Origin of the sequence: Sorangium sp. So ce176 (assembly GCF_051519835.1) — a bacterium.
In the GTDB taxonomy this organism is placed as follows: domain Bacteria; phylum Myxococcota_A; class Polyangia; order Polyangiales; family Polyangiaceae; genus Sorangium; species Sorangium cellulosum_G.
The window spans coordinates 5,934,394-5,957,674 of sequence record NZ_CP150371.1; the positions used below are offsets into that span (position 1 = coordinate 5,934,394).

Annotated in this window: 22 protein-coding genes; 18 read left to right on the plus strand and 4 right to left on the minus strand. The window is 72.4% G+C overall.

Annotated elements, in window-relative coordinates:
• Positions 1–200: 200 nt before the first annotated feature.
• The 10 genes from WMF42_RS22150 (at position 201) to WMF42_RS22195 (ending at position 9,943) form a co-directional block, all read left to right on the plus strand.
• Positions 201–1,778 (plus strand): HAD-IG family 5'-nucleotidase, encoded by a 1,578-nt coding sequence (locus tag WMF42_RS22150; RefSeq protein WP_437694100.1) that lies wholly within the window; start codon positions 201–203, stop codon positions 1,776–1,778.
• A 50-nt stretch (positions 1,779–1,828) separates the two neighbouring features.
• Positions 1,829–2,140: a hypothetical protein gene (locus WMF42_RS22155; protein ID WP_437694102.1), complete on the plus strand. Its 312-nt coding sequence runs from the start codon at positions 1,829–1,831 to the stop codon at positions 2,138–2,140.
• A gap of 145 nt (positions 2,141–2,285) precedes the next feature.
• Positions 2,286–3,506, plus strand: a complete 1,221-nt coding sequence (truD, locus tag WMF42_RS22160) for a tRNA pseudouridine(13) synthase TruD (protein WP_437694104.1) — start codon at positions 2,286–2,288, stop codon at positions 3,504–3,506.
• Positions 3,507–3,566: 60 nt separating this feature from the next.
• Positions 3,567–4,331, plus strand: a complete 765-nt coding sequence (locus WMF42_RS22165; RefSeq protein WP_061612802.1) for a MotA/TolQ/ExbB proton channel family protein — start codon at positions 3,567–3,569, stop codon at positions 4,329–4,331.
• Positions 4,331–4,834, plus strand: coding sequence for an ExbD/TolR family protein (locus tag WMF42_RS22170; protein WP_434048708.1), 504 nt, complete (start codon positions 4,331–4,333; stop codon positions 4,832–4,834). The genes WMF42_RS22165 and WMF42_RS22170 overlap by 1 nt, the downstream gene beginning before the upstream one ends.
• A 19-nt stretch (positions 4,835–4,853) precedes the next feature.
• On the plus strand, positions 4,854–5,864 hold the full coding sequence (locus tag WMF42_RS22175) for an energy transducer TonB (RefSeq protein WP_081427056.1): 1,011 nt from the start codon (positions 4,854–4,856) through the stop codon (positions 5,862–5,864).
• Between the two features lie 67 nt (positions 5,865–5,931).
• Positions 5,932–6,405 carry a cyclic nucleotide-binding domain-containing protein gene (locus WMF42_RS22180; RefSeq protein WP_012236950.1) on the plus strand — a complete coding sequence of 158 codons (474 nt, stop codon included), beginning with the start codon at positions 5,932–5,934 and terminating at the stop codon, positions 6,403–6,405.
• Between the two features lie 123 nt (positions 6,406–6,528).
• Positions 6,529–7,218 carry a hypothetical protein gene (locus WMF42_RS22185; RefSeq protein ID WP_081427055.1) on the plus strand — a complete coding sequence of 230 codons (690 nt, stop codon included), beginning with the start codon at positions 6,529–6,531 and terminating at the stop codon, positions 7,216–7,218.
• A gap of 260 nt (positions 7,219–7,478) precedes the next feature.
• Positions 7,479–8,918, plus strand: coding sequence for an amidophosphoribosyltransferase (gene purF / locus WMF42_RS22190; RefSeq protein WP_061612799.1), 1,440 nt, complete (start codon positions 7,479–7,481; stop codon positions 8,916–8,918).
• A gap of 32 nt (positions 8,919–8,950) precedes the next feature.
• Positions 8,951–9,943, plus strand: a complete 993-nt coding sequence (locus tag WMF42_RS22195; protein WP_437694108.1) for a hydroxymethylglutaryl-CoA lyase — start codon at positions 8,951–8,953, stop codon at positions 9,941–9,943.
• Between the two features lie 146 nt (positions 9,944–10,089).
• Here WMF42_RS22195 and WMF42_RS22200 read toward each other — a convergent pair whose 3' ends face one another.
• Together WMF42_RS22200 and WMF42_RS22205 are read right to left on the minus strand one after the other, a co-directional pair.
• Positions 10,090–11,748 (minus strand): MopE-related protein, encoded by a 1,659-nt coding sequence (locus WMF42_RS22200; RefSeq protein WP_437694110.1) that lies wholly within the window; start codon positions 11,746–11,748, stop codon positions 10,090–10,092.
• 11 nt (positions 11,749–11,759) lie between these two features.
• Entirely contained in the window at positions 11,760–12,302 is a 543-nt protein-coding gene (locus WMF42_RS22205) for a hypothetical protein (protein ID WP_437694112.1), read from the minus strand.
• A 194-nt stretch (positions 12,303–12,496) separates the two neighbouring features.
• Between WMF42_RS22205 and WMF42_RS22210 the strand changes: the two genes are divergently transcribed.
• Positions 12,497–13,423 (plus strand): lamin tail domain-containing protein, encoded by a 927-nt coding sequence (locus WMF42_RS22210; protein WP_437694114.1) that lies wholly within the window; start codon positions 12,497–12,499, stop codon positions 13,421–13,423.
• A 51-nt stretch (positions 13,424–13,474) separates the two neighbouring features.
• On the opposite strand, the gene WMF42_RS22215 is transcribed toward WMF42_RS22210, so the two are convergent.
• Complete coding sequence (locus tag WMF42_RS22215; RefSeq protein WP_437694116.1) at positions 13,475–14,290, minus strand: peptidylprolyl isomerase; 816 nt, start codon at positions 14,288–14,290, stop codon at positions 13,475–13,477.
• Between the two features lie 66 nt (positions 14,291–14,356).
• Here WMF42_RS22215 and WMF42_RS22220 point away from each other — a divergent pair, with 66 nt between their 5' ends.
• Positions 14,357–15,052 (plus strand): DUF192 domain-containing protein, encoded by a 696-nt coding sequence (locus tag WMF42_RS22220; protein WP_061612794.1) that lies wholly within the window; start codon positions 14,357–14,359, stop codon positions 15,050–15,052.
• Positions 15,053–15,092: 40 nt separating this feature from the next.
• Here WMF42_RS22220 and WMF42_RS22225 read toward each other — a convergent pair whose 3' ends face one another.
• The gene (locus WMF42_RS22225) at positions 15,093–15,920 is read right to left on the minus strand and encodes an MBL fold metallo-hydrolase (protein WP_434048716.1); all 828 of its coding nucleotides are present in this window, start codon (positions 15,918–15,920) and stop codon (positions 15,093–15,095) included.
• A 123-nt stretch (positions 15,921–16,043) separates the two neighbouring features.
• On the opposite strand from WMF42_RS22225, the gene WMF42_RS22230 reads away from it, so the two are divergent.
• From WMF42_RS22230 to WMF42_RS22255, 6 genes are all read left to right on the plus strand, one after another.
• Positions 16,044–17,435 carry a hypothetical protein gene (locus WMF42_RS22230; protein WP_437694119.1) on the plus strand — a complete coding sequence of 464 codons (1,392 nt, stop codon included), beginning with the start codon at positions 16,044–16,046 and terminating at the stop codon, positions 17,433–17,435.
• A 233-nt stretch (positions 17,436–17,668) separates the two neighbouring features.
• Positions 17,669–18,559, plus strand: coding sequence for a formylglycine-generating enzyme family protein (locus WMF42_RS22235; RefSeq protein WP_437694121.1), 891 nt, complete (start codon positions 17,669–17,671; stop codon positions 18,557–18,559).
• A gap of 113 nt (positions 18,560–18,672) precedes the next feature.
• Positions 18,673–19,572 (plus strand): 1-acyl-sn-glycerol-3-phosphate acyltransferase, encoded by a 900-nt coding sequence (locus WMF42_RS22240; protein WP_061608664.1) that lies wholly within the window; start codon positions 18,673–18,675, stop codon positions 19,570–19,572.
• 117 nt (positions 19,573–19,689) lie between these two features.
• The gene (locus WMF42_RS22245; protein ID WP_437694123.1) at positions 19,690–21,156 is read left to right on the plus strand and encodes a serine/threonine-protein kinase; all 1,467 of its coding nucleotides are present in this window, start codon (positions 19,690–19,692) and stop codon (positions 21,154–21,156) included.
• Entirely contained in the window at positions 21,153–22,196 is a 1,044-nt protein-coding gene (locus WMF42_RS22250; RefSeq protein ID WP_437694125.1) for a hypothetical protein, read from the plus strand. Before WMF42_RS22245 ends, WMF42_RS22250 begins: the two co-directional genes overlap by 4 nt.
• Entirely contained in the window at positions 22,196–23,260 is a 1,065-nt protein-coding gene (locus tag WMF42_RS22255; RefSeq protein ID WP_437694127.1) for a hypothetical protein, read from the plus strand. The genes WMF42_RS22250 and WMF42_RS22255 overlap by 1 nt, the downstream gene beginning before the upstream one ends.
• Positions 23,261–23,281 lie beyond the last annotated feature (21 nt).

The following is a 23,281-nucleotide window of genomic DNA, read 5'->3' on the forward strand; positions in this document are numbered from 1 at the left end:
AGTTCCGCCGCGCAGCGCACGCCGGGAGCGCGGCGCCCGCGGGCGCGCCAGGGGAAGACTGCTCGGATGACGGAGGCCGGTCGTCGGTCCGTCGTGGTCCGTCGTGGGTCCCTGATTCCCCGGCAGTGGCCCCGCCGCGCGTCCGTCAAGGTGGCGCGCTTTGTACGCCTCGCCGGCTGGGATACCATAGTCGACCCACCGTGTTCTTCGAGCAGCTCGAGCTTCCCCTCGGAGGTCTTTATCCGCAGACCGAGCCCACGCGCATCCCGCGGACCCGGCGCGTCTTCGTCAACCGCAACCTCAAGCTCACGGGGATCGACTGGGTGGGCTTCGACATGGATTACACCCTGGCGATCTACAACCAGACCGAGATGGACAACCTCTCGATCCAGGGGACCGTCACGAAGCTCGCCGCCCGCGGCTACCCCGAGGAGCTCCTGCGGCGCCTCCGCTACCCGATCCACTTCCCCATCCGCGGCCTCCTGATCGACAAGCGCTTCGGCCACGTGCTCAAGATGGACCGGTTCAAGGTGGTCCAGCGCGGCTACCACGGCCTCCGCGAGCTCACGAAGGACGAGCTCAGGGGGCTCTACCAGCACCGCAAGATCCGGCCGAACACCGCCCGCTACCACTGGATCGACACGCTGTACGCGCTGAGCGAGGCCACGCTCTACGCCGGCATCGTCGACGCCCTCGAGGAGCGCGGCGTGCCGCTCGACTACGCGCGGCTGTTCACCGACATCCGCGAGTGCATCGACGAGGCGCACCGGGACGGCACCATCCTCGACGTCGTCCTCTCCGACCTGCCGCGCTTCGTCCAGCGCGACCCGAACCTGGCGCAGACGCTCCACAAGTTCCGATCGGCGGGCAAGAAGCTCTTCCTGCTCACGAACTCGCGCTGGCCGTTCACCGAGAAGATGATGACGTACCTGCTCGGGGACGCGATGCCCGAGTACCCGAGCTTCCGGCACTACTTCGACGTCATCGTTGTCGCCGCGCAGAAGCCGGCGTTCTTCCAGGAGCGCCGCCCGCTCCTCATCCGCGACGGCGCCGAGACCCGCCCCGCGACGCCGCCGCTCGAGCGCGGCGTCGTCTACGAGGGGGGCAACCTCCTCGACTTCGAGAAGTTCCTGAACATCTCCGGCGATCGCGTCCTCTACGTGGGCGATCACATCTACGGCGACATCCTCCGCTCCAAGAAGGAGAGCGCGTGGCGCACGGCGATGATCATCCAGGAGATGGAGGCGGAGGTCGCCGCCCACGAGTCGTGCCGCCGCGAGCACATGGAGAGCGCGATGCTCGAGGGCCGCCGCGAGGAGCTCGAGGACCAGCTCCGCTTCTACCAGCAGCGCTACAAGGACCTCACCCGCAAGATCGAGGACGAGCAGCAGAAGAAGAACGGCGCGGGCAACGGCAACGGCAGCGGCAGCGGCAACGGCAGCGCGCTGCTCGCGGATGCGATCGGCGCGGAGCTCCACATCGCCTACGCGACGTCGTTCTACGAGGCCGAGCGGGGCCGCACGAAGCGCGCCGTCGAGCGCATCCGCGGCCAGCTCCGGGCCGTCGACGCCGAGGTCGGCAAGCTGGAGCGCGAGATCGCTCGCCGCTTCCACCCCTACTGGGGCTCGCTGCTCAAGGAGGCGAACGAGACATCGAGCTTCGGCGATCAGGTCGAGGAGTACGCCTGCATCTACACGTCGCGGGTCTCCAACCTGCTCGCCTACTCTCCGTTGCAGTACTACCGGAGCCCGCGCGACCTGATGCCGCACGAGCTCTGATCGCCAGGGCCCCGGGCGCCCGCGCGCGGGCGCAGCTTCAGGAGATCGACATGAGCAACGCCCACCTCGGCTCGCTGGTCCTCGCGCTCGCCGCCCTGCTCGCATCCGGCTGCGGCAAGCGGGCCTGCTTCCACTGGACCGAGCTCGAAGGCGCGTGCCCGTCCAGCGAGGAGGCGCTCGTGTTCTTCGAGAACCCCGGCTGCCTGAGCGAGATCGATTCGATCGACGGCGAGGGCGACTTCGACGGCGAGCTCTGCTGCTACGACGTCACCACGGTCGACACCGGCGACGAGGAGTGCGTGCCGGCGCAGATGCCGGTGCCGGGCGGCGGCGGCGTCGGCGGCGTGCCCAGGCCCAGGTAGCGGCGCCGCGCGCCGCGCGGGCCGCGTCGGCCGCAGCAGCGGCATCCGGTCGCGCGGCCGTGGCGCGCGCGCCGCCGGGCACCGCCTGCCGCGCGCGCGTTTCGCCGCTGGACGCGCGGAAGATTTCGGTCACCCTGGCGCTCCCATGACCATCACCGCCCCGTCCGCGGCGGACCTCGCGGCAGCGGGCTCGCCCGGCGACCTCCCCGCGGCCGTGCTCCGGAGCTCGCCCGCGGACTTCGTCGTCGAGGAGCTCCCCGCCTACGCGCCGAGCGGCCGCGGCGAGCACGTGTTCGTCACCTTCCGCAAGACGGGGCGCAACACGCCCGACGCGGTGCGCGCCATCGCCCTCGCGCTCGGCGCCGACCCGGGCAGCACCGGCTTCGCCGGCATGAAGGACCGGCACGCGATCACCACGCAGACCGCCTCGATCCAGCTCCCGCTGGCGCGCGATCCCGCGCCGCTGCTCGCGCAGGCCGAGCTGCCGGGGATCGAGATCCTCGCCGTCGCCCGCCACGACAACAAGCTCAAGCCGGGGCACCTCGTCGGCAACCGGTTCCAGATCACGCTCCGGGGCATCGATCCGTCGGCGCTCCCGCTCGCCGAGCGCCGCCTCGCCGAGATCGGCCGCGCCGGCGTGCCGAACGCCTTCGGTCCACAGCGGTTCGGGAGGGACGGCGGCAATCCGGAGCGCGCGCTCGCGTGGATCGCCGGCCGGGAGCGCGGTCCCCGCGACAAGCGCGAGCAGCGCCTCCTGTTCTCGGCGCTGCAGTCGCGCTGGTTCAACGAGGTGCTCGCGCGCCGCGAGGCGGACGGCACCTGGAGCGCCGTGCTCCCCGGCGATCTCGCCAAGAAGCGCGACAGCGGCGGCCTCTTCCTCGTGCCGCTCGAGGGCCCGGACCTCGCGGACGCCGAGGCGCGCGCCGCCGCGCTCGCGATCTCGCCCACAGGCCCGATGTTCGGCCGGAAGATGCGCTGGCCCGAGGGCGCTCCCGGCGCGCTGGAGCTGGAGGTGCTCACGGCGGCGATCGGCGACCCCCGCCGGCTCGACGCGTTCGCCCACGCCGGGGAAGGCACGCGGCGCCCGCTCCGGCTGGAGGTCGACGGCCTGGAGGTGTGCGCCGCGGGGCCGAGCGCCGGGGAGGCCGACGCGCCCGGCGCGGGCGATCCGGCCGCAGGGCAAGGAATCGTCGTCTCGTTTGTGCTACCGAAGGGCGGCTACGCAACGACCGTCCTTGGGCGAGTCTTTCGGCTCGTCGACGCCTCCGCCCCCCAGCCGTCCACCGGCAGGCCGGGGGCGACGGGCGCCCCCGCTCCAGAGGAGGAGGACGCCGTCGACGAAGGGCAGCCCGGCGCCGGCCCCTAGACCCCTGGAAGCGCGGCTCCCACCCCACCACCCCCATCGGGAAAGGCACCAAGGAAGAAGATGAACCTCGTCGAGTGGCTGCAGCGCATCATGGTCGGATTCGGGGCCGCCTGGGTCATGTGGTTGATGATCGGCCTCAGCGTCATCTCGGTCGCCATCATCCTGGAGCGCGCCTGGTTCTTCTGGTCGCTCCGCGACGATCTCGCCGTCCTCGCGCGGGACCTCCGGACGTCCCTCGACGACTCGATCGAGGCGGCGCGGCGGCGGATGGACGCCTCGCCCTCGGCCGAGGCCGCGGTCGTCTCGGCCGGCCTCGCGGTGGCGCACCAGGGCCCCGAGGCGGCCGAGGAGGCCATGGCCGGCGCGGCGGCGCTGCAGCGCATGAAGCTGGAGCGGCGCCTCGCCTACCTGGGCACGCTCGGCAACAACGCGCCGTTCATCGGGCTGTTCGGCACCGTCATCGGCGTCGTCGGCGCCTTCGACGCGCTCGGCCAGGCGGCGAAGACGCCGGTCGCGCAGGCCGCGTCGCAGGCCATGGCGCCGCAGGCGGTCATGTCGAGCATCGCCGAGGCGCTCGTCGCGACCGCCGTCGGCCTCGCCGTCGCCATCCCGGCGGTCGCCGCGAACAACTTCTTCCAGCGCATGATCAAGTCGACGCTGGCCAACACCGAGGCGCTGACGCGCGTCCTGCTCGCGCACCTCAAGATCGATCCGGCCTTCGCCGGGGCCGCGCCCGCCGTCGCCGCCGAGCCGCGCGGCAAGGTCGCGCGCGCGTCGCGGCAGGACGACCCCAAGAAGGGCGGCGCGGGCGAGGAGGAGCGCTGATGGCCGCCTCGAGCCGCAACGACGATGACGATCTGATCAGCGGCATCAACGTCACGCCGCTCGTGGACATCACCCTGGTGCTCCTCATCATCTTCATGGTGACGGCGAAGATCATCGTCTCGCAGTCGCTCCCGCTCGACCTGCCGAAGGCGGCGCAGGGGCAGGAGGTGCAGCTCGTCTTCGGGCTCGAGCTGCACGCGAACGGCGAGACGTTCGCCGACGGCAAGAAGCTCGCGGGCGAGGACGCCATCCTGCCGATCGCGCGCGAGGCCCAGGCGAAGAACCCGGAGCTCCGCGCGGTGATCCGCGCCGACACGACGGTCCCGCACGGGCGCGTGATCCGCGCGCTCGATCTGCTCAAGCAGGCGGGCGTGTCCAAGATCGCGTTCGGCGTGACGCCGATCGCGCCCGAGCCCGGCGCGGCGCCGGGTTCAGCGCCCGGCGCGCCTGCCGCGCCGCCCCCGGCCGCCCCCGCGCCGGCAACACCGAGCCCCGCGCCCTGAGCGCGCCGAGCGAGACGCCATGAGCCAGGCCACGAGCGATCGCGCCGCGGGGGCGCTCCACGATGGGCGCCGCCGGGACAGGCGCGGCGGCGCTGACCCTGGGGGCTCCCCCGAGCCCTCGACCTCGCGCGCTGCCCCGGCCGCGGGCCGCGCGGGCGCCGGCCGGCGCGCCAGGGATCCGCTCGCCGCGGTGCTCGCGCTCGGCGACCGGGCCTCGCGGGTGGGCGCCTTCCTCGGGGTCACCCTGGCGCTCACCACCCACAGCGCGGCCTCGGCCCGGGCCATCGTCTCGGGGTCGCTCCGCGACATGCGGCAGGTTGTCGACGAGATGCGCGCCGGCATCCACGAGTACCTCTGGGCTGTCTACGAGGTCGACGTCACGCCGCCGAAGGTCGAGCAGCCCAAGCCGCCGGAGCCGGAGCCGGAGCCCGAGCCGGAGCCCGAGCCCAAGGTCGCGCCGCCCCCGAAGGCGAACACCCCGGCGCCCAAGGACGATCCGTACGAGCCGCCCCCCGCCGCCGCCGCGGCGGCGAAGGTCCTCACGCGCGAGCCGGATCCGGACGAGGTCCTCGACATGACCGATCGCGGCATCGCGAGCGGCGAGGGGCAGGGCGTCGGCTATGGCCAGGTCGCCGGCGCCGGCACGGCGAAGGCCCCCACGTTCAACCCGAACGCCAAGGTCGGCGGCGTCGTCGGCGGCAAGGGTACGGGCGATCCGGTGCCGCCCCCGCCCCCCGCCGGGCCGGATCGCTCGGCCCCGGCCGGCCTGATCGGCGGCAGCAGCTGGAACTGCCCTTTCCCTCCCGAGGCCGACGTCGACCAGATCGACCAGGCGAAGGTCGTGCTGATGATCACCGTGCGGCCCGACGGGAGTCCGCTGTCGGTCAAGGTCGTCAGTGATCCCGGACACGGTTTCGGGCGCGCGGCGCGCATGTGCGCGCTCAGCCGGCGGTACAGCCCCGCCAGGGATCGCTCGGGCACCCCGATCACCACCACGACGCCGCCCATCACGGTGAACTTCACGCGGTAGGTCGCGCCGCGAGCGCCCTGAAAATTCGCTACGCGGCCGGCGCCTCGGCTATTCTCCGCGGCAGCTTGTGATCGTCCCCGAACGGATCGAGCAGCTCTCGAAGGTCCCCCTGTTCAAGGGCCTCACTCCGGCCGCGCTCGAGCTCATCTCGCGCGTCGCGAGCGAGGAAACGCACGCCCTCGGCACCAAGATCTTCCAGCACGGAGATCCGGGCGACAAGCTCTACATCCTGCTCGAGGGCAAGGTGCGGATCAGCCGCGAGATCGCCGGGATCGGCGAGGAGGCGCTCGCTGTGCTCGGGCCCGGCGCGGTGTTCGGCGAGATGGCGCTGCTCGACGAGGCCCCCCGCTCCGCCGACGCGCGCGTCCACGAGCGTTGCCGTCTGCTCACCGTGTCGAAGGACGCGTTCGAGGACCTGCTCTTCCTCCACAAAGAGCTCGCGTACGAGGTCCTCTGGAACGTCGTCCGGATGCTCGTCCAGCGGCTCCGCGAGACGAACAACAAGCTCACGTTCCTCTCTGTCTCGGGCAAATTCGAGTAAACTGCGGGCTTGATCGCCCAGCGAATGCTCGCAGGCGCGCGCCCCAGGCGGCGCGCCCTGCTGCGCGGAGAGCGGCGATCCGCTCAGGCATTGACGATCGTTTGGAGGAGTATGGCAGCCAGGATGAAGCACGCAGCGCTCGCCCTCGCGCTCTGGATGGGCGCCTTCGCAGGAGCATGTGGCTCCACCACGCCGCCGCCCGAGACGGCGGCCGACAAGGACGACTTCGACGGGGAGTCGAGCCCGGGCGACGACGCGACCGCCGGATCGGAGAGCGCGAAGGCGCAGAAGCCGTCGAAGTCGGAGAAGACCGCGGCGGCGGACGAGGGCGAGGGGGACGAGGCGCCCGCCAAGTCGACGCCGATCCAGGCGACCAAATTCGAGGCGGATCTGAAGAAGATCGGGATCAACCTCAAGAAGATCCCCGAGCTCGAGAAGCTCTCGACCGCGCAGAAGAAGAAGGTGATGCCGCTGCTCCAGAAGGCGCTCGGCTACGACACATGCCAGGGCTGCCACGCCGAAGGCGACTTCAAGAAAGAGACGCGCGACATGAAGGTCGCGCGCGAGATGTGGCGTCACTTCGTTGTGCCGCTCCGGAGCGAGAGCGGCGGCACCCTCTTCTGCGATAGCTGCCACGCAGGGAACGAGCACGTCCTGAACCGCAAGGACAAGAAGGCCGTCCAGGCGTTCATGGAAGAGGAGTACCAATACAAGCTCGCGCGGGCGGACAAGGAGGACATGGAGTGCGGCACGTGCCACGGCGACGCCATGGAAACCAAGATCATCGAGAAACTCTGGAACATCCCGAAATAAAGGGAGCCGCCCGGGCCTCTCGCCCCGAGATCCTCGTCCCGCCGCGGAATAACGCGGGATCCCGCGACCCTGGCGCGCCGCGCCCGGCGGGAATTCGTTAGTATTCTTACATATCCAACGGGTCGGCCTGGGGGCCTGCCGCGCGCGCGGGCCGAGCGCCGGCGTCCGCCGTCCATCTGCGCCGGCGCTCGGCCGCCTCATCCTGAGAACAGATCGCCATGACGGTGGGTCATGCCCCGTTTTCGTACTAGATAGGCTGCATGTGCGGTGTGTTCGGAATCTTTGGCCACCCCGAGGCGGCCAACATGGCCTACCTCGGGTTGCACGCGCTCCAGCATCGAGGACAGGAATCTGCGGGCATCGTCAGCAGCGACGGGGAGCGCCTCTTCGGCCACCGCGCCATGGGTCGCGTGCAGTCCGGCTTCTCTCCGGCCGATCTCGCGGCGCTGCCGGGCGATCGCGCCATCGGCCACGTCCGCTACTCGACCGCGGGCGGCTCGCACCTGAAGAACGCGCAGCCGATCGGCGTCGACTACGCGCGCGGCTCGCTCGCTGTCGCGCACAACGGCAACCTCACCAACCATGAGGCGCTGCGCGAGCAGCTCGAGGAGCGCGGCTCGATCTACCAGACCGCGAGCGACACCGAGTCGATCGTCCACCTCATCGCGATGAGCAAGAAGGAGTCGCTGCGCGAGCGCATCGCCGAGGCGCTGAAGCAGGTGGAGGGCGCCTACTCGCTGCTGTTCCTGACGGAGCGCGAGCTCATCGCCGTGCGCGACCCGCGCGCGATCCGGCCGCTCTGCCTGGGCGAGATGCCGGGCGGGAGCGGCGTCGCCCACGTGGTCGCGAGCGAGTCGACGGCGTTCGATCTCATCGGCGCGCGCAAGGTGCGCGACGTCGCGCCGGGCGAGATGGTGATCATCAGCGCGGAGGGGGTCCGCTCCGAGTTCCCCTTCGCGCCCGAGCCGCGCAAGCTCTGCATCTTCGAGCACGTCTACTTCGCCCGCCCCGACTCGACGATCCAGGGCGTGAGCGTCTACGAGGTTCGCAAGGCGTTCGGCCGGCGCCTCGCGATCGAGCAGCCGGTCGAGCCCGGGGACGATCTCGTCGTGATCCCCGTGCCCGACTCGGGCGTCCCGGCGGCGATCGGCTTCGCCGACCGCGCGCGCGCGCCGTTCGAGATGGGGCTCATCCGCAGCCACTACGTCGGCCGCACGTTCATCGAGCCGCAGCAGTCGATCCGGCACTTCGGCGTCCGGCTCAAGCTGAACCCGAACCGGGCGGTGATCGAGGGCAAGCGGGTCGTCGTCGTCGACGACTCGATCGTGCGCGGGACGACGAGCCGCAAGATCGTGAAGATGATCCGCGACGCCGGCGCCCGCGAGGTGCACATGCGCATCTCGAGCCCGCCCACGCGGTGGCCCTGTTACTACGGCGTCGACACGCCGACGCGCTCGGAGCTCATCGCCGCGAGCCACTCCGTGGACGAGATCCGGAGCTACCTGACGGCCGACAGCGTGGGCTACCTGTCGCTCGAGGGCCTCGTCGAGGGCGTGCGGTCGATCGAGGCGCGCGAGGGCGACGCCGCGACGCCGCGGCCGTCGGCGGACAGCTACTGCCACGCGTGCTTCTCGGGGAGCTACCCGATCCCCTTCACGCCGGCCGCGCCGAACAGGCAGCTCCGGATGGTGACCGGTTGACGCTGCCCCGCTCTGGCGATGAGGGTCTGCCGATGACCGAGGGCACCGCCGAGCACGCCAGCGCGGACCGCGCCACACCTGCGCCGCCGCCGCCGCTCTTCGCGCGCGTCGCCGACGAGGTCTCGATCTACGAGGTGAGCCCGCGGGACGGGCTCCAGAACGAGGCGGCGATGATCCCGATCGAGGGCAAGCGGCGGCTCATCGCCGCGCTTGTCGCCGCCGGCCTCCGCCGGATCGAGATCACGAGCTTCGTCTCGCCGAAGTGGGTCCCGCAGCTCTCCGACGCCGAGGAGCTCGCGAGGACGCTCCCCCAGGAGCAGGGCGTGACCTTCAGCGCCCTGTGCCCGAACGCGCGCGGCCTCGAGCGGGCGCTCGCGGTGGGCCTGCGCGAGATCGCGGTCTTCCTGAGCGCGAGCGAGGCGCACAACCGCGCGAACATCAACAAGTCGATCGACGACACGCTCTCGGTGTTCTCGGAGATCGTGCCGCCGGCGCGCGAGGCGGGCCTCGCGGTGCGCGCCTACGTGTCGACGGTGTGGGGCTGTCCGTACGAGGGCGACGTCGATCCCGCCCGCGTCGTGCGCATCGCGGAGCGGCTCATCGAGCTCGGCTGCTACCAGGTCTCGCTCGGCGACACGATCGGCATCGGCACCCCGCGGCAGACGCACGACATCGTCCGCCGCTTCCTGGACGCGATGCCGCCCGAGCGGTTCGCGCTGCACCTGCACGACACGCGGGGCACGGCGCTCGCCAACATCCTGATCGGCCTGGAGCTCGGCGTGCGCGATCTCGACGCGTCGGTGGCGGGCGTGGGCGGCTGTCCGTATGCGCCGGGCGCGGCCGGCAACATGGCGACCGAGGATCTCGTGTTCATGCTCCACGGGATGGGCGTCCGGACCGGCGTCGATCTCGACAAGCTCATCGAGGCGGGCAACATCGCCGAGCAGGTCATCGGCCGCCCGCTCCCGGGCAAGGTCCATCGCGCCGGCCCCTTCCGGCTGCGCCGCCAGCCGACCCGGAGCTGAGCCGAACGCGGCGCGCTCGGCCGCGGGCAGCCGACGCGCTCGGCCGCGGGCAGCCGACGCGCTCGGCCGCGGGCAGCCGACGCGCTCGGCCGCGGGCAGCCGACGCGCTCGGCCGCGGGCAGCCGACGCGCTCGGCCGCGGGGCTGTCAGTCGCCTGCGATGCAGCCGAGCCGGGTGAAGAACACGTGGTGCTCGCCCCCCTCGCGATCGTCGCGGAAGAGGATGCCCACGTCGCCCTCCGGCCCGAACGTGGCGATCGGGCCGATGCTGTCGCGGGGCGCGAACGTGAGCCGCTGCTCGACGCTGAGCGGCACGAGGTCCGCGCTCACGGTGACCGCGTAGAGCTCGTAGCCGTCGTTCTGATCGCGGTCGTCCGAGTAGATCGCGAGCACCCGATCGCCGAGCGCGCGCAGGTACGGATACCGCGAGCGGAACGGGCCAGGGCTCGAGATGGCCCTCGGCTCCGCGAGGATCGTGCCGTCCTCCGAGACCGTGGCCGCGTAGATGGCCTTGGGGTTCGCCGATTTGTCGAACCACGCGACGACGTAGCGATCGCGGTTCCAGACCACCGTCGGATAGACAGCGTCGGTCTGGCCGTTCGTCAGCGTGACGATGTCCGAGATCGGGTCGAGCTCGGCGGAGAACGTCCGGAACTGGATGAAGTGGGTGGTCGCGTCGCCCGTGGCCCACGCGACGCCGATCCCGCTCTGGCCCGCCGCGGCGGCGGGCGCCTCGTTGCCGAAGCCGCCCGAGGCATCGGTGAGCTGGACGTTCTCGCCGATCAGGTTGCCGTCGATGTCGATGCGCTGCGCGAACAGGTCGAAGATGCCGTTGCGCTCGTCCTGCCAGACGGGGATGAACTCCGTGCCGTTCCACGTGAGCGCCACGTTGACCGAGAAGCCGAACGCCTCGGAGAGCCGTCGATCGCCGCCCTGGACCTTCTGGCCGTCGGCGTCGAGCAGGGAGAAGTACACCTCGTAGTCGCCGTCGCGCCGATCCTGCCAGGCGGCGCCGTACCGGTCGCCGACCCACACGATGGGCCCGCCGGAGGCGTCGCCGTTCTTCGGCGTGATGATCTCCTCGCCAGGCGGGAGCGGCTCCCCTTCGGCGCTGATCATCGAGCGGTACAGGTTGAAGCCCTGCGTGGTCCCCGTGTAGAGCGCCGCGTAGGACGTGCCGCTCCAGGCGAGGCCGCCGGCGCCGGCCGGCGCGATGTCGCCCGAGATGCGCGTCGCGTCGGCGTCGAGCGGCACGAAGCGCGCCCCGTTGTCGACCGTGCCGTCGCAGTCGTTGTCGACGCCGTCGCAGATCTCGCGCCCGCCGGGGAAGGCCGCGGCGCTCGCGTCGTCGCAGTCGTCGCCGCACGCGAGCGGATCGCCGGGGATCGTGCCGGGCAGCGCCGCGCGGAAGCCGTCGCCGTCGGTGTCGAGCGTCGACGGCCCGTAGCTGCACGTGCCGGTCGCGCTCTCGCAGCTGTCGCGGGTGCACGGGTCGCCGTCGTCGCAGTCGACCGGCGCGAGCTCGACGCACGTGCCGCCGCGCCGCGGCGCCTCGCCGCCCGGCACGCCGTCGGGCGACGGCGCCGCGCCGGCGTCGGGCTGCTCCGCCGCGAAGAGCTGGCAGAACACCGGCTTGCAGAGATCATCGGCGCCGGGGCAGTCCGCGTCCACCTCGCACTCCGGCGCGGGCGGCGGGATGTTCAGCCCGGTCCGCGCGCCGCACCCGCCCGAGAGCGCGCCGCCGGAGGCGGCGATCCCGAGCAGGATCAGCGCCAGCGCCGTCTTCCGATGTGCATGACGAGCCACCGAGCGCTTCGTCACAAGCATCCGCCCATCCCCGCGACGTCGATCGGCTCGCACACGAGCCCCGGACTGCAGCGGCCGTCGCCGCTGAGCTGGCAGAGCTGCACGCACTGCGTGCCCGAGCCGGTCACGACGCAGGCGAACCCGGCGCCGCACTGGCCGCCGCCGCTGCACGGATCGCCCTGCCCACCCGGGCCAGCCGGCGCGCAGAAGGCGCCGTAGATCTCCTGCCCGCACGGCTCGGCCGGATACTGCACGTAGATGAAGCACCCGTCTCCGGGGGCGCAAAAGCCGCTCGACTGATCGTAGGGATCGCACGCGAAGTCGGTGATCGGCTCCACGTCGGGACAGCCGGGATCGTCGTACTCTTCGAGCGGGACCGTCCCCGCGTCCTCGCCGCCCTCGCCGTTCTGGACGGGCGGCGCGCCGGCCTCACCGCCGCCGCCGCCAGCGGAAGGATCGTCCACGATGACTGTCTGGCCGCAACCGGCAGCGAGGCCGAGCCCCGGGAGCGGTACGCAGAGAAGTGTCAGGAGGAGCGAGAAGCACCGTCTCATGGCGCCATGCTATCGATTCCTCACGCGCCCGCCATGCATTTGGCGGCGCGGGCACCGTCCTGACGCGAACGCAAGCGGGTGGATCGTTTCCCCCAGGCTGCAATCCCACTTGCCTGTTGGCCGGCGCTCTGATGTATCTCTCACCAATGCACAAGCGCAACCTGCTCAGTATCGCACTCCTCGCTGCTTCCCCCTTGGCGTTCACCCACCTCATGGCTTGCGGCGGTGACGATCCGGCCGGCGCAGGCGGGGCGAGCTCATCGAGCACCACGTCGAGCACCACCGGAGAGGGCGGCGGCGGCGGCGGCGGCGGTGAGACCGGCGGTGGCGGCGCGGGCGGCGACGGCGGCGCGGGCGGCGCGGGCGGCGGCGGCGAGGTCAGCGGTGAGCCCGCCGGCCACCTGCTGATCTCGGAGATCGTCGTCGCGCCGGGAGCGGCCGAGTTCATCGAGATCTGGAACCCGACCGAGAGTGACGTCGACCTGACGAACTACTACCTTTCGGACAACACCGTTTATTACCTCATCGCCGCGGGCGTTGCCTGGGAGCCGAGCGGCAGCGCAGGTACGGACTTCCTCGTCCAGTTCCCTGCCGGGACCGTGATCGAGGCAGGGAAGCACCTCGTGCTGGCGACCCACGACGGCTTCGAGCTCGAGTACGATCGATGCGCCGACTTCGCGCTTGACTCGGCGCCCATCCCCTGCGGGGGGGAAGACGTGCCGGCCATGGTCGCGCCCACGAACGGCGCGCTCGGCGCGCAGTCCGGCGGGCTGCTCACGGGCGACGGCGAGATGGTGGTCCTCTTCGAGTGGGACGGCACGGAGGGCGCCCCGGTCAAGGACGTCGACTACGTCATCTGGGGCGCGGAGCTCGGGAACTCGGAGATGGCGTACAAGACAGGGAAGAGCGGTTACGCCGATGACACCTCGCGCAACAGCCAGCGGGCGGCTGCGGTCGCCGGCGACCGGCAGAGCATCACCCGCTGCAGCGATCGCGAGGCCGGCGAGCTGCTGACCGAGGGCAACGGCATCACCGGGCATGACGAGACGAGCGAGTGGCTCGACGTCAGCTTCACCGTGGCGACCACGCCCTCGCCCGGCGAGGCGAGCGACTGCGAGTAGCCGGCGCGCATCCGCGATCTCCGGCGCGCGGCGTCGCGCGCCGGGACGGCGCTACTGCCGGGTGATCGTCACCTTCTTGATCACGGGCGGGCTCACCGGCCGCTCGCCCTTGGTCTCGACGCTCGCCAGCTTGTGGACGAGCTCCTCGGGCCCGCACTCGCCGAAGATGGTGTAGCCGTTGTCGAGGTGGAACGCCGCCGCGTCGGTGATGAAGAACTGCGCGGAGTTCGTGTTCTTGCCGCGGTTCGCCATGCACAGGAGGCCCGGGCGGTCGTGGCTGCCGTCTTCCCAGACCTCGTCGGGGATCACGTAGCCGGCCTCGCCGGTGCCGTTCTTCTTCGCGTCGCCGCCCTGGATCATGAATCCCTTGATGATGCGGTGGAAGATCGTCCCGTCGTAGGCGGGCTTCTTCTCCCAGGCGCCATCGGGCGTCTTCCAGGGCCTGATCCCGCGCGCCAGGCCGACGAAGTTGGCCACCGTGATCGGCGCCTTGTCGTCGAACAGCTTGCACGACAGCGTGCCGAGATCGGTCTCGATCGACGCGATCAGCGTCTTGCCCGGCGGGAGGCCCTTCGTGGCGTCGTCGAGGGTCCACTTGCCCTTCACCGGGTCGTCCTCGCTGGGCTTGACCTCGGCGACCGGCTTCGCGCTGACCTTGCGTCGCTGCGGCTGCGGGCGCTCCTTTTTCTCCTCTGCCTTGTCCCCGGCCTGCCCCGACGCGGGCGCTCCCGTCGACGCGGGCGTCGTCTTCGACGTCGGCTTCGGCGCTTCTTCGGCCGTGGGCTCCGGGGTCTTCGAACATCCGGCGAGGACCGCCAGCGCGGCGAGCGTGGCGATGGACTGGGTGGCGAGGGCTCGGACAATCATCGTGCGAGGATTTCGCGCGTCGCGGTCCAGCGGTCAAGGACGAGCCTCACCGTGGTAGGAAGCGGCATGAGCTCGCGCTGCGCCCCCGCGACCTGTCTGTCCACGCTCGCCTCGCTCGTCCCGCTCGCCTCGCTCGCGCCCGCCCTGGGCGCGCTGCTGTTCGGGGCCGCCCTGGGCGCGTGCGAGCGCCGCGTCGACGAGCCGACCCCGCACGCGCCCCGCGCCGACACGCCCGACCGGCCCGCCCCGCAGGTCGCGCCGCCCGAGCCCGCCGCGACGCCGAACGACGGGCGCTGCATCGAGCCGACCCCGGCGACGCCGGAGCGGCCGCCGCCGAGCCGCGTCGGCCCGGATCCCGCGTGCCCCGACGACCCGACCGGCCCGTTCCAGCTCGCGACAGGCAAGGTGATCTTCCTCGACGCGAAGGCGCCCGACGTCACGGTCGAGGTCGCTCGGAGGGAGAAGGAGCGCGCACGCGGGCTCATGTACCGGAAGACCATGCCGGAGAACCGCGGGATGATCTTCGCCTTCGAGCAGCGGACCAACCACTCGTTCTGGATGCACAACACGTGCATCCCGCTCGACATGCTGTTCATCGACAGCGATGGAACGATCGTCGGTATCGAGGAGAACACCCCGACGCTCAACGACTCGACCTTCGACGTCGGCTGCCCCTCGACGTACGTCCTCGAGGTGAACGCCGGCTGGACGCGGCGCCACGGCGTCGTGGCGGGCCAGAAGGTGCGGCTCGAGGGCATCTGACGCTCGGCCCGGCGCGCGACCGGGCGGCGCGGGCGGCGCTCTACATCGCCGCGAACAGATCGAGCTGGCGCGGCGGCGCGAGCGGGGCGCGCGCCGCGCCGGGGGGCGGGGCCGCGTCGAGGACCAGCGGCCCGCGCGGCGGCGCGGCGAGCAGGCGCGCGCGCTTGCCGGCGAGCGCGTCGCGGGCGGCGTCGAGCGCGAGCTCCGGGCGGTTGTTGTTCTCGGAGAGGTGCATCAGCGCGACCGTGTGCGTGCCGCCGGGGAGCGCCGCGAGCAGCGCGCACGCCTGCGCGTTCGACAGGTGGCCGCGCGCCGAGCGGATCCTGCGCTTGAGGTGCTGCGGGTACGGGCCGGCGTCGAGCATGTCCTCGTCGTAGTTCGACTCGAGCATCAGCACATCGCAGCCGGCGACGTGCTCCAGGAGGCCCGGGGGGATCTCCCCGAGATCGGTCGCGAGCGCGGCCCGCCGCGCGCCGTCGTCGACGACGAGCGCGACCTGCGCCGCGTCGTGCGGCAGCGGCTTCGGAGAGAACGTGAGCGCGCCGATCGCGAACGGCTCGCGCGACGAGAAGAGCCGGACACGCTCGGGGTCGCCGAGCGCGGCGGCGCGCGCGGTGGCCTCCGAGGCGTAGACCGGGATCTTGTGCTTCTTGTTGTACTTTGCCGCCACGCCGACGTGGTCGGCGTGCGCGTGCGTGACGACGATCGCGTCGGGCGCCCAGCCGAGCGCGCCGCCCGCGCCGGCCGCCGCGAGGCACTGCGCGAGCACCCGCGGCCCGACGCCAGCGTCCACGAGGACACGCGTGCCGCGGGATGCGAACAGGGTGGCGTTGCCCCCGCTCCCGCTCGCGATGATGGTGATCTGCATGCCGGGCTCCGCGGAACGGGTGGCTCCTGAGCCGTAGCGCAGGCGAGGGTCTGTCCGCAAGCGCGCTGAGCCGCGCGAAGCGCTCGCGAGCGCGCGCGAACGACGCTAGAGGGATTCCTCCCCGTGGCGCACTCCTCCCGCCCCGCTCCCTTCCCCTCCCCCGACCCCGGCCCGGAGGCGCCGCCCGGCGGTGCCGCCGGCGGCGGTAACCCCGCCGACAGCAGCGGCGCGCGGCGCGGCAAGCGGCGCCGTCGCGCCGCGATCGCGGCGATCGTCGTCGCCGCCGTCCTCGCGGCGGCGGTCGCCGCGCTCCTCGTGCTCGGTCCGCCCGCGGTCCGCCGGCACGTCATCGCCGAGGCCCGCGCGCGCGGCGTCGCGCTGGATCCGGGCGCGATCGACCTCGGCCTCGGCGCCGTCCGCCTGCGCGGCGCGCGCTTCTCGCTCGTCGGGGTGCGCGGGCTCTCGGGCACTGTCGCGCGCGCCACGATCGAGCTGCGCGGCCTCTCGCCCGCGCGGATCGCGACCGACGGCGTCGAGCTCACCCTCGCGGGGATCGACGCGCTGGAGGGCCTGCCGGCGTGGGCCGCCCAGCACGGCCAGCGCGCCGCCGCGCTGCCGCTCACCACGAGCGGCTTCCGCATCGCCTTCCGGGATCGCGACGGCGGACCGGAGGTCTTCGCGCTGGCCGACGGCTCGCTCCAGGGCCGCGCGGCCGGCGCGCCCCCGGGCGCCGCCGCGCCGCCGCCTGCAGCGCCGCGGCCCGAGGCCGGCGTGCTGAAGCAGGCGCGCGTGCTGTGGGCCGGCAAGGAGATCGCGCGCACCGACGTCGCCTGGTCGATCGGAGGAGACGCCATCTCGCTGGGCTTCGGCGGCGAGGACGCCCTCACCGCGCCGCTGCGGGCCGAGCTCCGGCCGCGGCCCTCCCCGAGCGCCGCGATCGCGCTCGCGCCGACGCCGCTCTCCGCCGTCGGCGCGCTCCTCGGCGTCGACGTCGGCGCCTCGAAGATGGTCGTCTCCGGCACGATCGAGCTGCGGCTCGCGGAGGGGGCGGACCGGGCGGCGCTGTCCGAGGCGCCGCTCGAGGGCCCGATCGCGCTCACCGTGAAGGGCTTCACCCTGCCCCACCCGAAGGAGCTCGACGGGCTCCTCTTCGGCGACACCACCACCGTCAAGGCCGACGCGCGCGTCTCGGCGGATCGCCAGCGCGTCGCGCTCGGCGGGGTCGAGGTCGCCGCCGGCGCGCTGAAGCTCGGGGGAACGGGCACGATCCAGCGCGACGGCGCGGACGCCACGATCGGGATGGATCTCTCCGGATCCATCCCGTGCTCGCTCCTGGGGGGCTCCGCCGCGATGTCACACCTGACCGGCGCCGTGGGTCTGCTCGCGCGCGACCTGGTGAGCCGCACGCTCGCGGGCACGGTGGACGTCAGGGCCCGCGTCGACGCGCGCGCGAGCCGGCTGACCGCCGCGCGCGTCACCCCGAGCGCGATCCTGCGCTGCAAGCTCCGCCTCTAGCGCGAGGCGCGGGCGCGCCCGGGACAGCGATCCGATCGAGAAGACCGCCAGGGACGCTGAAGGGCGCCGGGAGCGCTTGTAATTTTCTTCTCCTGGTGTCCTTGGCATCCAGGACGAAGGTCGATGTTGGTGACGAATTGACGCGACGAACCACGCTGCGAAAGCGGACAACGCGGCGCGCTCGCTCGACGGGAGACCTCGGCCCTGGCACCCTGATCGATGAGGAGCCCGCAATGCGCCCTGGAGCTCTCCCGTTCGCGCTCGCCGCTCGGATCGCCTCGCTTCTCGGTCTCGTGTCGCTCTTCAGCGCTGCCTGCAACGGAGATCTCGGTCTCGGCGTCGGCACGGACGACGCCTCGGGCGGCGGCGGGGCAGCGGCGACGTCCTCCACCACCTCGGTCGCCGCCGCGACATCGTCGGGCAGCGGCAGCGCAGGCGACGTCGGCGGCGCGGGCGGCGCGGGCGGCGCGGGCGGAGGCGCGGGCGGCGCAGGGGGGGGAGGCAGCGGCGGGATCCAGGAAGAAGACTTCCCCCTCGACACGCAGCCCGAGGGGCCGTGCCCGCGCGACATGGTCGAGGTCGATGGATACTGCATCGATCGCTTCGAGGCGCCGAACGAAGAGGGCGCCCTGCCGCTCGTGATGGAGAGCGCTGTCTCGGCGCACGCCTGGTGCGAGGCGCGCGGCAAACGCCTCTGCACGGAGCACGAGTGGGACACGGCGTGCCAGGGGCCCGAGGGGTTCGTCTATCCGTACGGGAACACCCATGAAGCGGAGCGCTGCAACGACAACAAGACGTGGAGAGCGCCCGACGAGCGAGCGCTCAACACCTGGCCTTCCGAGCTGGCCTCGGCCGAGGTCGCGGCCCTGTACCAGGCCGAGCCGAGCGGCTCGCGGCCGGGGTGCGTGAGCGCCTTCGGGGTCCACGACATGACAGGCAACGTCGAGGAGTGGGTGGTGCGAACCAAGTACCACGTCAACGAGTATCCCCACGTCCTCAAGGGGTGTTACTGGTCCGGCTGCTTCGGCAGCGCGAAGCCGCGGTGCGGCTCGACGAACCCGGCGCACGCGGACGGGTTCCGCTTCTACGAGACCAGCTTCCGCTGCTGCCGCGACGTGCAGTGATCGGCGCCCGCGCCGCGCCCGCCCGGCGCGACGAGGCGGCGCGCGCCGGGCGACGGGCGCTCTCCAGGATCCGCTTCCCCTCGGTCGCGCCGCAGGCTAGGGCACCGGGAACGGTGCTGACCCAACCGAGAGAGCCGCGCCCCGGCCTCGACCTCCTGAAGGACGCGATCGCCGCGTTCTCCGCCAAAGCGCGCGAGCGCGCCCGCCCCGACGACCTCGACGCGCGCGACCCGGCGTTCATCGCCCGCGTGCTCCCGCTGCTAGGCCTGCTCTACGACGACTACTTCCGCTGCGAGACCGAGTTTGAAGAGGAGCTGCCCGACGGGCCGTTCCTCGCCGTCAGCAACCACAACGCGATGACGGGAATGCCGGACATGTACTGCCACATGACGGCGTACTGGCGCCGTTATGGGCCCTCGCGCCTGTCGTACGGGCTGATGCACGACCTCCCGTTCAACGTGCCGAAGGCCGGCCCCTGGCTCAACGCCTGCGGCGCCGTCGCCGCGAGCCCGGAGAACGCGCGGCGGGCGCTCGCCCGCGGCGCGGCGGTGCTGGTCTTCCCCGGCGGCGATCTCGACGCGTGCAAGCCCACCTCGGCGCAGTACACGATCCGCTTCGGCCGGCGCCGCGGCTTCGTCCGGCTCGCCATCCGCGAGGGCGTGCCGATCGTGCCGATCGTGAGCGTGGGCGCGCACCAGTCGCTCTACATCGCCACGGACGGGAGCAGGCTCGCCGAGCGGCTCCGCCTCCCGCAGCTCGCGCGCTCGAACGTCGCGCCGCTCGGCCTCGCGCTGCCGTGGGGGCTCATCGTCGGCATCCCGATCCCCCATGTCCCCCTTCCGGTGAAGATCCACACACGCGTGCTCCGCCCGCTGCACCTCGGGCTGCCGCGAGAGGCCGCGAGCGACCCGGACGAGGTCGAGCGCGCGTTCACGCGGGTCGTCGCGCGGATGCAGGCGGGCATGGACGAGCTCCGCGCGGCGGGCAGGCACGGGCTCTTCCCACGCGGTTGACGGGCAAACCACGGGACGATGGCCACGCGATGGCGCCCCCCGCGCACGATAAAGGGCGATGGGTCTCGCGCGGCTCTCGGAAAACCGGGTCCGTTCATGTAGGCTTGAGCGCCAGCCGTGACCCCCGACCGCACCGCGCAGCTCCTCGCACCGGTGGCCCAGCCCGGCGAGCTCATTGCGGCCAAGTACCGCGTCGAGCGGGTCGTGGCGATCGGGGGAATGGGCGTCGTGCTCGCGGCGCGCAACGAGGATCTCGACCAGAAGGTCGCCATCAAGATCCTGCGCCAGGACGCCCTCGCGAACCAGGAGGCCGTGGCGCGCTTCCTGCGCGAGGCGCGCACCGCGGCGCGCCTCCAGGGCGAGCACGTCGCGCGCGTGTTCGACGTCGGCACCACCGAGAGCGGCGTGCCCTTCATGGTGATGGAGTTCCTGACCGGGCTCGATCTCCAGCAGGTCATCGACACCCACGGCCCGCTGCCGATCCAGGACGCTGTCGACTACGTGTTGCAGGCGCTCGAGGCGGTGGCCGAGGCGCACGCGGCCGGCGTCGTGCACCGGGACATCAAGCCTTCGAATCTGTTCCTGGCCGAGCACGCGGACGGGACACGGCACATCAAGGTCCTCGATTTCGGCATCTCGAAGGGGCAAGGGCTCGACTCGCCCGCGGAGCCGGGGCTCACATCGACGAAGCAGGTGATGGGCTCGCCCGGGTACATGTCGCCCGAGCAGATGATGGCGCCGAGGACCGTCGACGGGCGCGCCGACGTGTGGTCGTTCGGTGTGCTGCTGTACACGCTCGTGACGGGAGAGCCGCCGTTCCAGGGCGAGACGGTCGCCGCGGTGATGGCGAACATCCTGCACCAGCCCGTGCCGCGGCTGCGCGACAAGCGCAGCGACGCGCCCGCCTCGCTGGAGCGGATCGTCGCGCGCTGCCTGGAGCGCGAGGTGGGCGCGCGCTACGCGAACGTCGCCAAGCTCGCGCAGGCGCTCGAGCCGATCGGGTCGAGCTTCGCGAAGCTCTCGACCTCGCGCATCCAGAGCGCGATCGGCGCGGCGTCGCCGGCCGGACAGACGCTGCTCAACTCGAAGGCGGCCGAGGACAGCGACAGGCTGTCCGGCGCGTCGTGGACGCACACGAGCTCCCGCCGCAGGTCGCGGCGCCGGCTGCTCGTGGCCGCCGGCGCGGCCGCGTTGCTCGCCAGCGCGGTCGGCGCGGGCGTGTGGCTGGTCGCGAGCGCGCGCGTGGCGTCGGAGGCGCCGACCGCCGCGGCCGCGCCCGAGCGCGATCCCGCCGGCGGCGCCGGCAGCGGCGCGCTCGCCGCGGCGCCGACCGCGCCTGCGGCGCCGACCGCCGCGGCCCTGGCCTCCGGCGCGACGGCCCCCGCCGCGGCGAGCCCCGCGGCGCCGCCGAGCGCTGCGCCGAGCGCTGCACCGAGCGCTGCGCCGAGCGCGTCGCCGGCCGGCGACGCGGCGCCCAGCGCCCGCCCGAAGGCCACGGCGTCCGGAGCGCCGCTCAAGCCAGCCCCCCCGCCGAAACCGCCGACGTCGACCAGCGAGGACGATATGCTGAGGAGCCGACATTGAGACCGTCACGAGCGCGACACGCGGGCGCATGGCTCGCGCTGCTCTCCGGGATGAGCCTGACCTCGCCGCTCTGGGCCCAGGCGACCCCGGCGGACAAGGCGCTTGCCGAGGGGTTGTTCCAGGACGGCAAGAAGCTCATGGAGGAGGGCAAGCTCCAGGAAGCGTGCCCCAAGCTCGCCGAGAGCCAGCGCGTGGACCCCACGGTGGGGACGCTGCTCAACCTGGCCGTCTGCCACGAGAAGGAGGGCAAGACGGCGAGCGCGTGGGCCGAGTTCAAGGAGGCTTCCGCGCTCGCGGCGAGCGCGGGTCAGCAGGATCGCTCCCAGTTCGCCGCCAAGCGCGGATCCGAGCTGGAGGCCCGCCTGACGCGCCTCGTGCTGGAGGTGGCGCAGGCGGCGCCGGGAATGGCGATCACGCTGAACGGCAAGGACCTCAGCGCGACCGCGGCCACGGGCTCGGGCATCCCGGTCGATCCGGGCACGGCGACGATCGAGGCCAGGGCGCCGGGCAAGCAGCCCTGGTCGCAGCAGGTGACGCTCGAGCCCGGGCCGAGGACGACGCGGGTGACCATCCCCCCGCTCGCCGACGTCGCCGCCCCGGAGCCGGCGAAGGTGGCCCCCCCTGCCCCGCCGCAGCCTGCGCCGCAGGCTCGCCCGGGGGCCGCGAGCTCCGGGTCGAGCGGCGCGGGCGGCGGCGCGATGCGCACGCTGGGCTTCGTCGCCGGCGGCGTCGGGCTCGCCGGGATCGGCGTGGGCGCGGTGTTCGGGGTCCTGACGATGCAGAAGGCCAGCGACGTCGAGGCGGGCTGCAGCGGCAACTTCCGCTGCAGCCGGGCGGACGTCGATCTGAACGAGAGCGCCCAGACGACCGCGATGGTGTCGAACATCGCGATCGGCGCAGGGCTGGCGTGCGTCGGGGCCGGCGTCGCGATGGTGCTGATGTCCCGGTCGCCGGAGAAGGCGGCCGCGGGCGAGCGCGTGTGGGTCGCGCCCAGCGTCGCTTCGGACGGGGGGCGCCTGATGCTCGGAGGCCAGTGGTGATGCGAAGCTCGAAGGGTTCTGCCGTGACGCTCGCGCTCGCGCTCTCCGGACTTGCGCCGGGCCTCCAGGGCTGCGCGCAGATCGCGGGGGTCGAGGACCGCGAGGTCACCCCGCTGATCAGGATCGCCGAGGGGCAGGCGGGGCCGCGCGCGATCGCGCTCGACGAGGAGGCGATCTACTGGGCCAACGAGCGGAGCGACGGGGCCCAGGGGAGCGCCACGGGCGGCGCGCTCCGGATGCAGATCAAGGATGACCGGGCGGTCATCGACCTGCTTGATCCGTCCATCGAGTCGCCCGAGGCCATCGCGGTGGACGCGACGCACATCTACTGGTCGAGCACCGACAGCAGCCGTGCCGACGAGAGCTGCGAGGGCAAGATGACCGACCGTGACAAGCTGCTGAAGATGCCGAAGGACGCGAAGCTCCCCGTCGCGCCGGTCACCGACGAGACGACCCTCTGGGTGGGCTGCGGCAGGATAAGCGCCATCGCGCTCGGTGACGCCCGGGTCTATGGCGTGCGGACCAGGGGCCATCGCATCACCTGGGTAAGGAAGGACGACACCGACAAAGACAATTACCCGACGGGGGTCTCGAGCCCGACCGGGGCGCCCGCAGGCGTCGCTGCGGACGGGGACATCGTCTATTTCACCGACCAGAGCACGGGAGAGATCTTCTTCGACGACACGGGCACTGAGGAGAAAGAGACGGTCCTCCTCGATGGACTCACGATGCCGGGCCTGATCGTGGTGGACGAGGCCAACCTTTACTGGCTCACGCCGGACGGCGTCCTGAGGTATCCGCGGAGCGCCTCGACGGGAGAAGCGCCGGTGGCCCTCCTCGGAGAGCTGTCGAGCGCTCCCACCGGGATCGCCGCCCACGGAGACTTCGTCTACGTCACGGTCAGGGAGGCGGGGAAAGTCTACCGGATCCGCAAGGACGGGACCGCCAAGCCGGAGGAGATCGCGTCGGCCCAGGGAGGCCCGACGGGCATCGCCGCGGACAGGTCGGGCGTCTACTGGACGAACAGCGATTCCGGACAAATCGTCCGGTTCAACGACGAGTGACGCGCAGCGGCTCGCCCGACA

Bases quoted from the DNA above. Each gene is read 5' to 3' on its own strand.
- WMF42_RS22155 (WP_437694102.1), top strand. From the start codon at position 1,829: ATGAGCAACGCCCACCTCGGCTCGCTGGTCCTCGCGCTCGCCGCCCTG.
- truD (WP_437694104.1), top strand. From the start codon at position 2,286: ATGACCATCACCGCCCCGTCCGCGGCGGACCTCGCGGCAGCGGGCTCG.
- WMF42_RS22165 (WP_061612802.1), top strand. From the start codon at position 3,567: ATGAACCTCGTCGAGTGGCTGCAGCGCATCATGGTCGGATTCGGGGCC.
- WMF42_RS22170 (WP_434048708.1), top strand. From the start codon at position 4,331: ATGGCCGCCTCGAGCCGCAACGACGATGACGATCTGATCAGCGGCATC.
- WMF42_RS22175 (WP_081427056.1), top strand. From the start codon at position 4,854: ATGAGCCAGGCCACGAGCGATCGCGCCGCGGGGGCGCTCCACGATGGG.
- WMF42_RS22185 (WP_081427055.1), top strand. From the start codon at position 6,529: ATGAAGCACGCAGCGCTCGCCCTCGCGCTCTGGATGGGCGCCTTCGCA.
- purF (WP_061612799.1), top strand. From the start codon at position 7,479: ATGTGCGGTGTGTTCGGAATCTTTGGCCACCCCGAGGCGGCCAACATG.
- WMF42_RS22195 (WP_437694108.1), top strand. From the start codon at position 8,951: ATGACCGAGGGCACCGCCGAGCACGCCAGCGCGGACCGCGCCACACCT.
- WMF42_RS22205 (WP_437694112.1), bottom strand. From the start codon at position 12,302: ATGAGACGGTGCTTCTCGCTCCTCCTGACACTTCTCTGCGTACCGCTC.
- WMF42_RS22215 (WP_437694116.1), bottom strand. From the start codon at position 14,290: ATGATTGTCCGAGCCCTCGCCACCCAGTCCATCGCCACGCTCGCCGCG.
- WMF42_RS22220 (WP_061612794.1), top strand. From the start codon at position 14,357: ATGAGCTCGCGCTGCGCCCCCGCGACCTGTCTGTCCACGCTCGCCTCG.
- WMF42_RS22225 (WP_434048716.1), bottom strand. From the start codon at position 15,920: ATGCAGATCACCATCATCGCGAGCGGGAGCGGGGGCAACGCCACCCTG.
- WMF42_RS22235 (WP_437694121.1), top strand. From the start codon at position 17,669: ATGCGCCCTGGAGCTCTCCCGTTCGCGCTCGCCGCTCGGATCGCCTCG.
- WMF42_RS22255 (WP_437694127.1), top strand. From the start codon at position 22,196: ATGCGAAGCTCGAAGGGTTCTGCCGTGACGCTCGCGCTCGCGCTCTCC.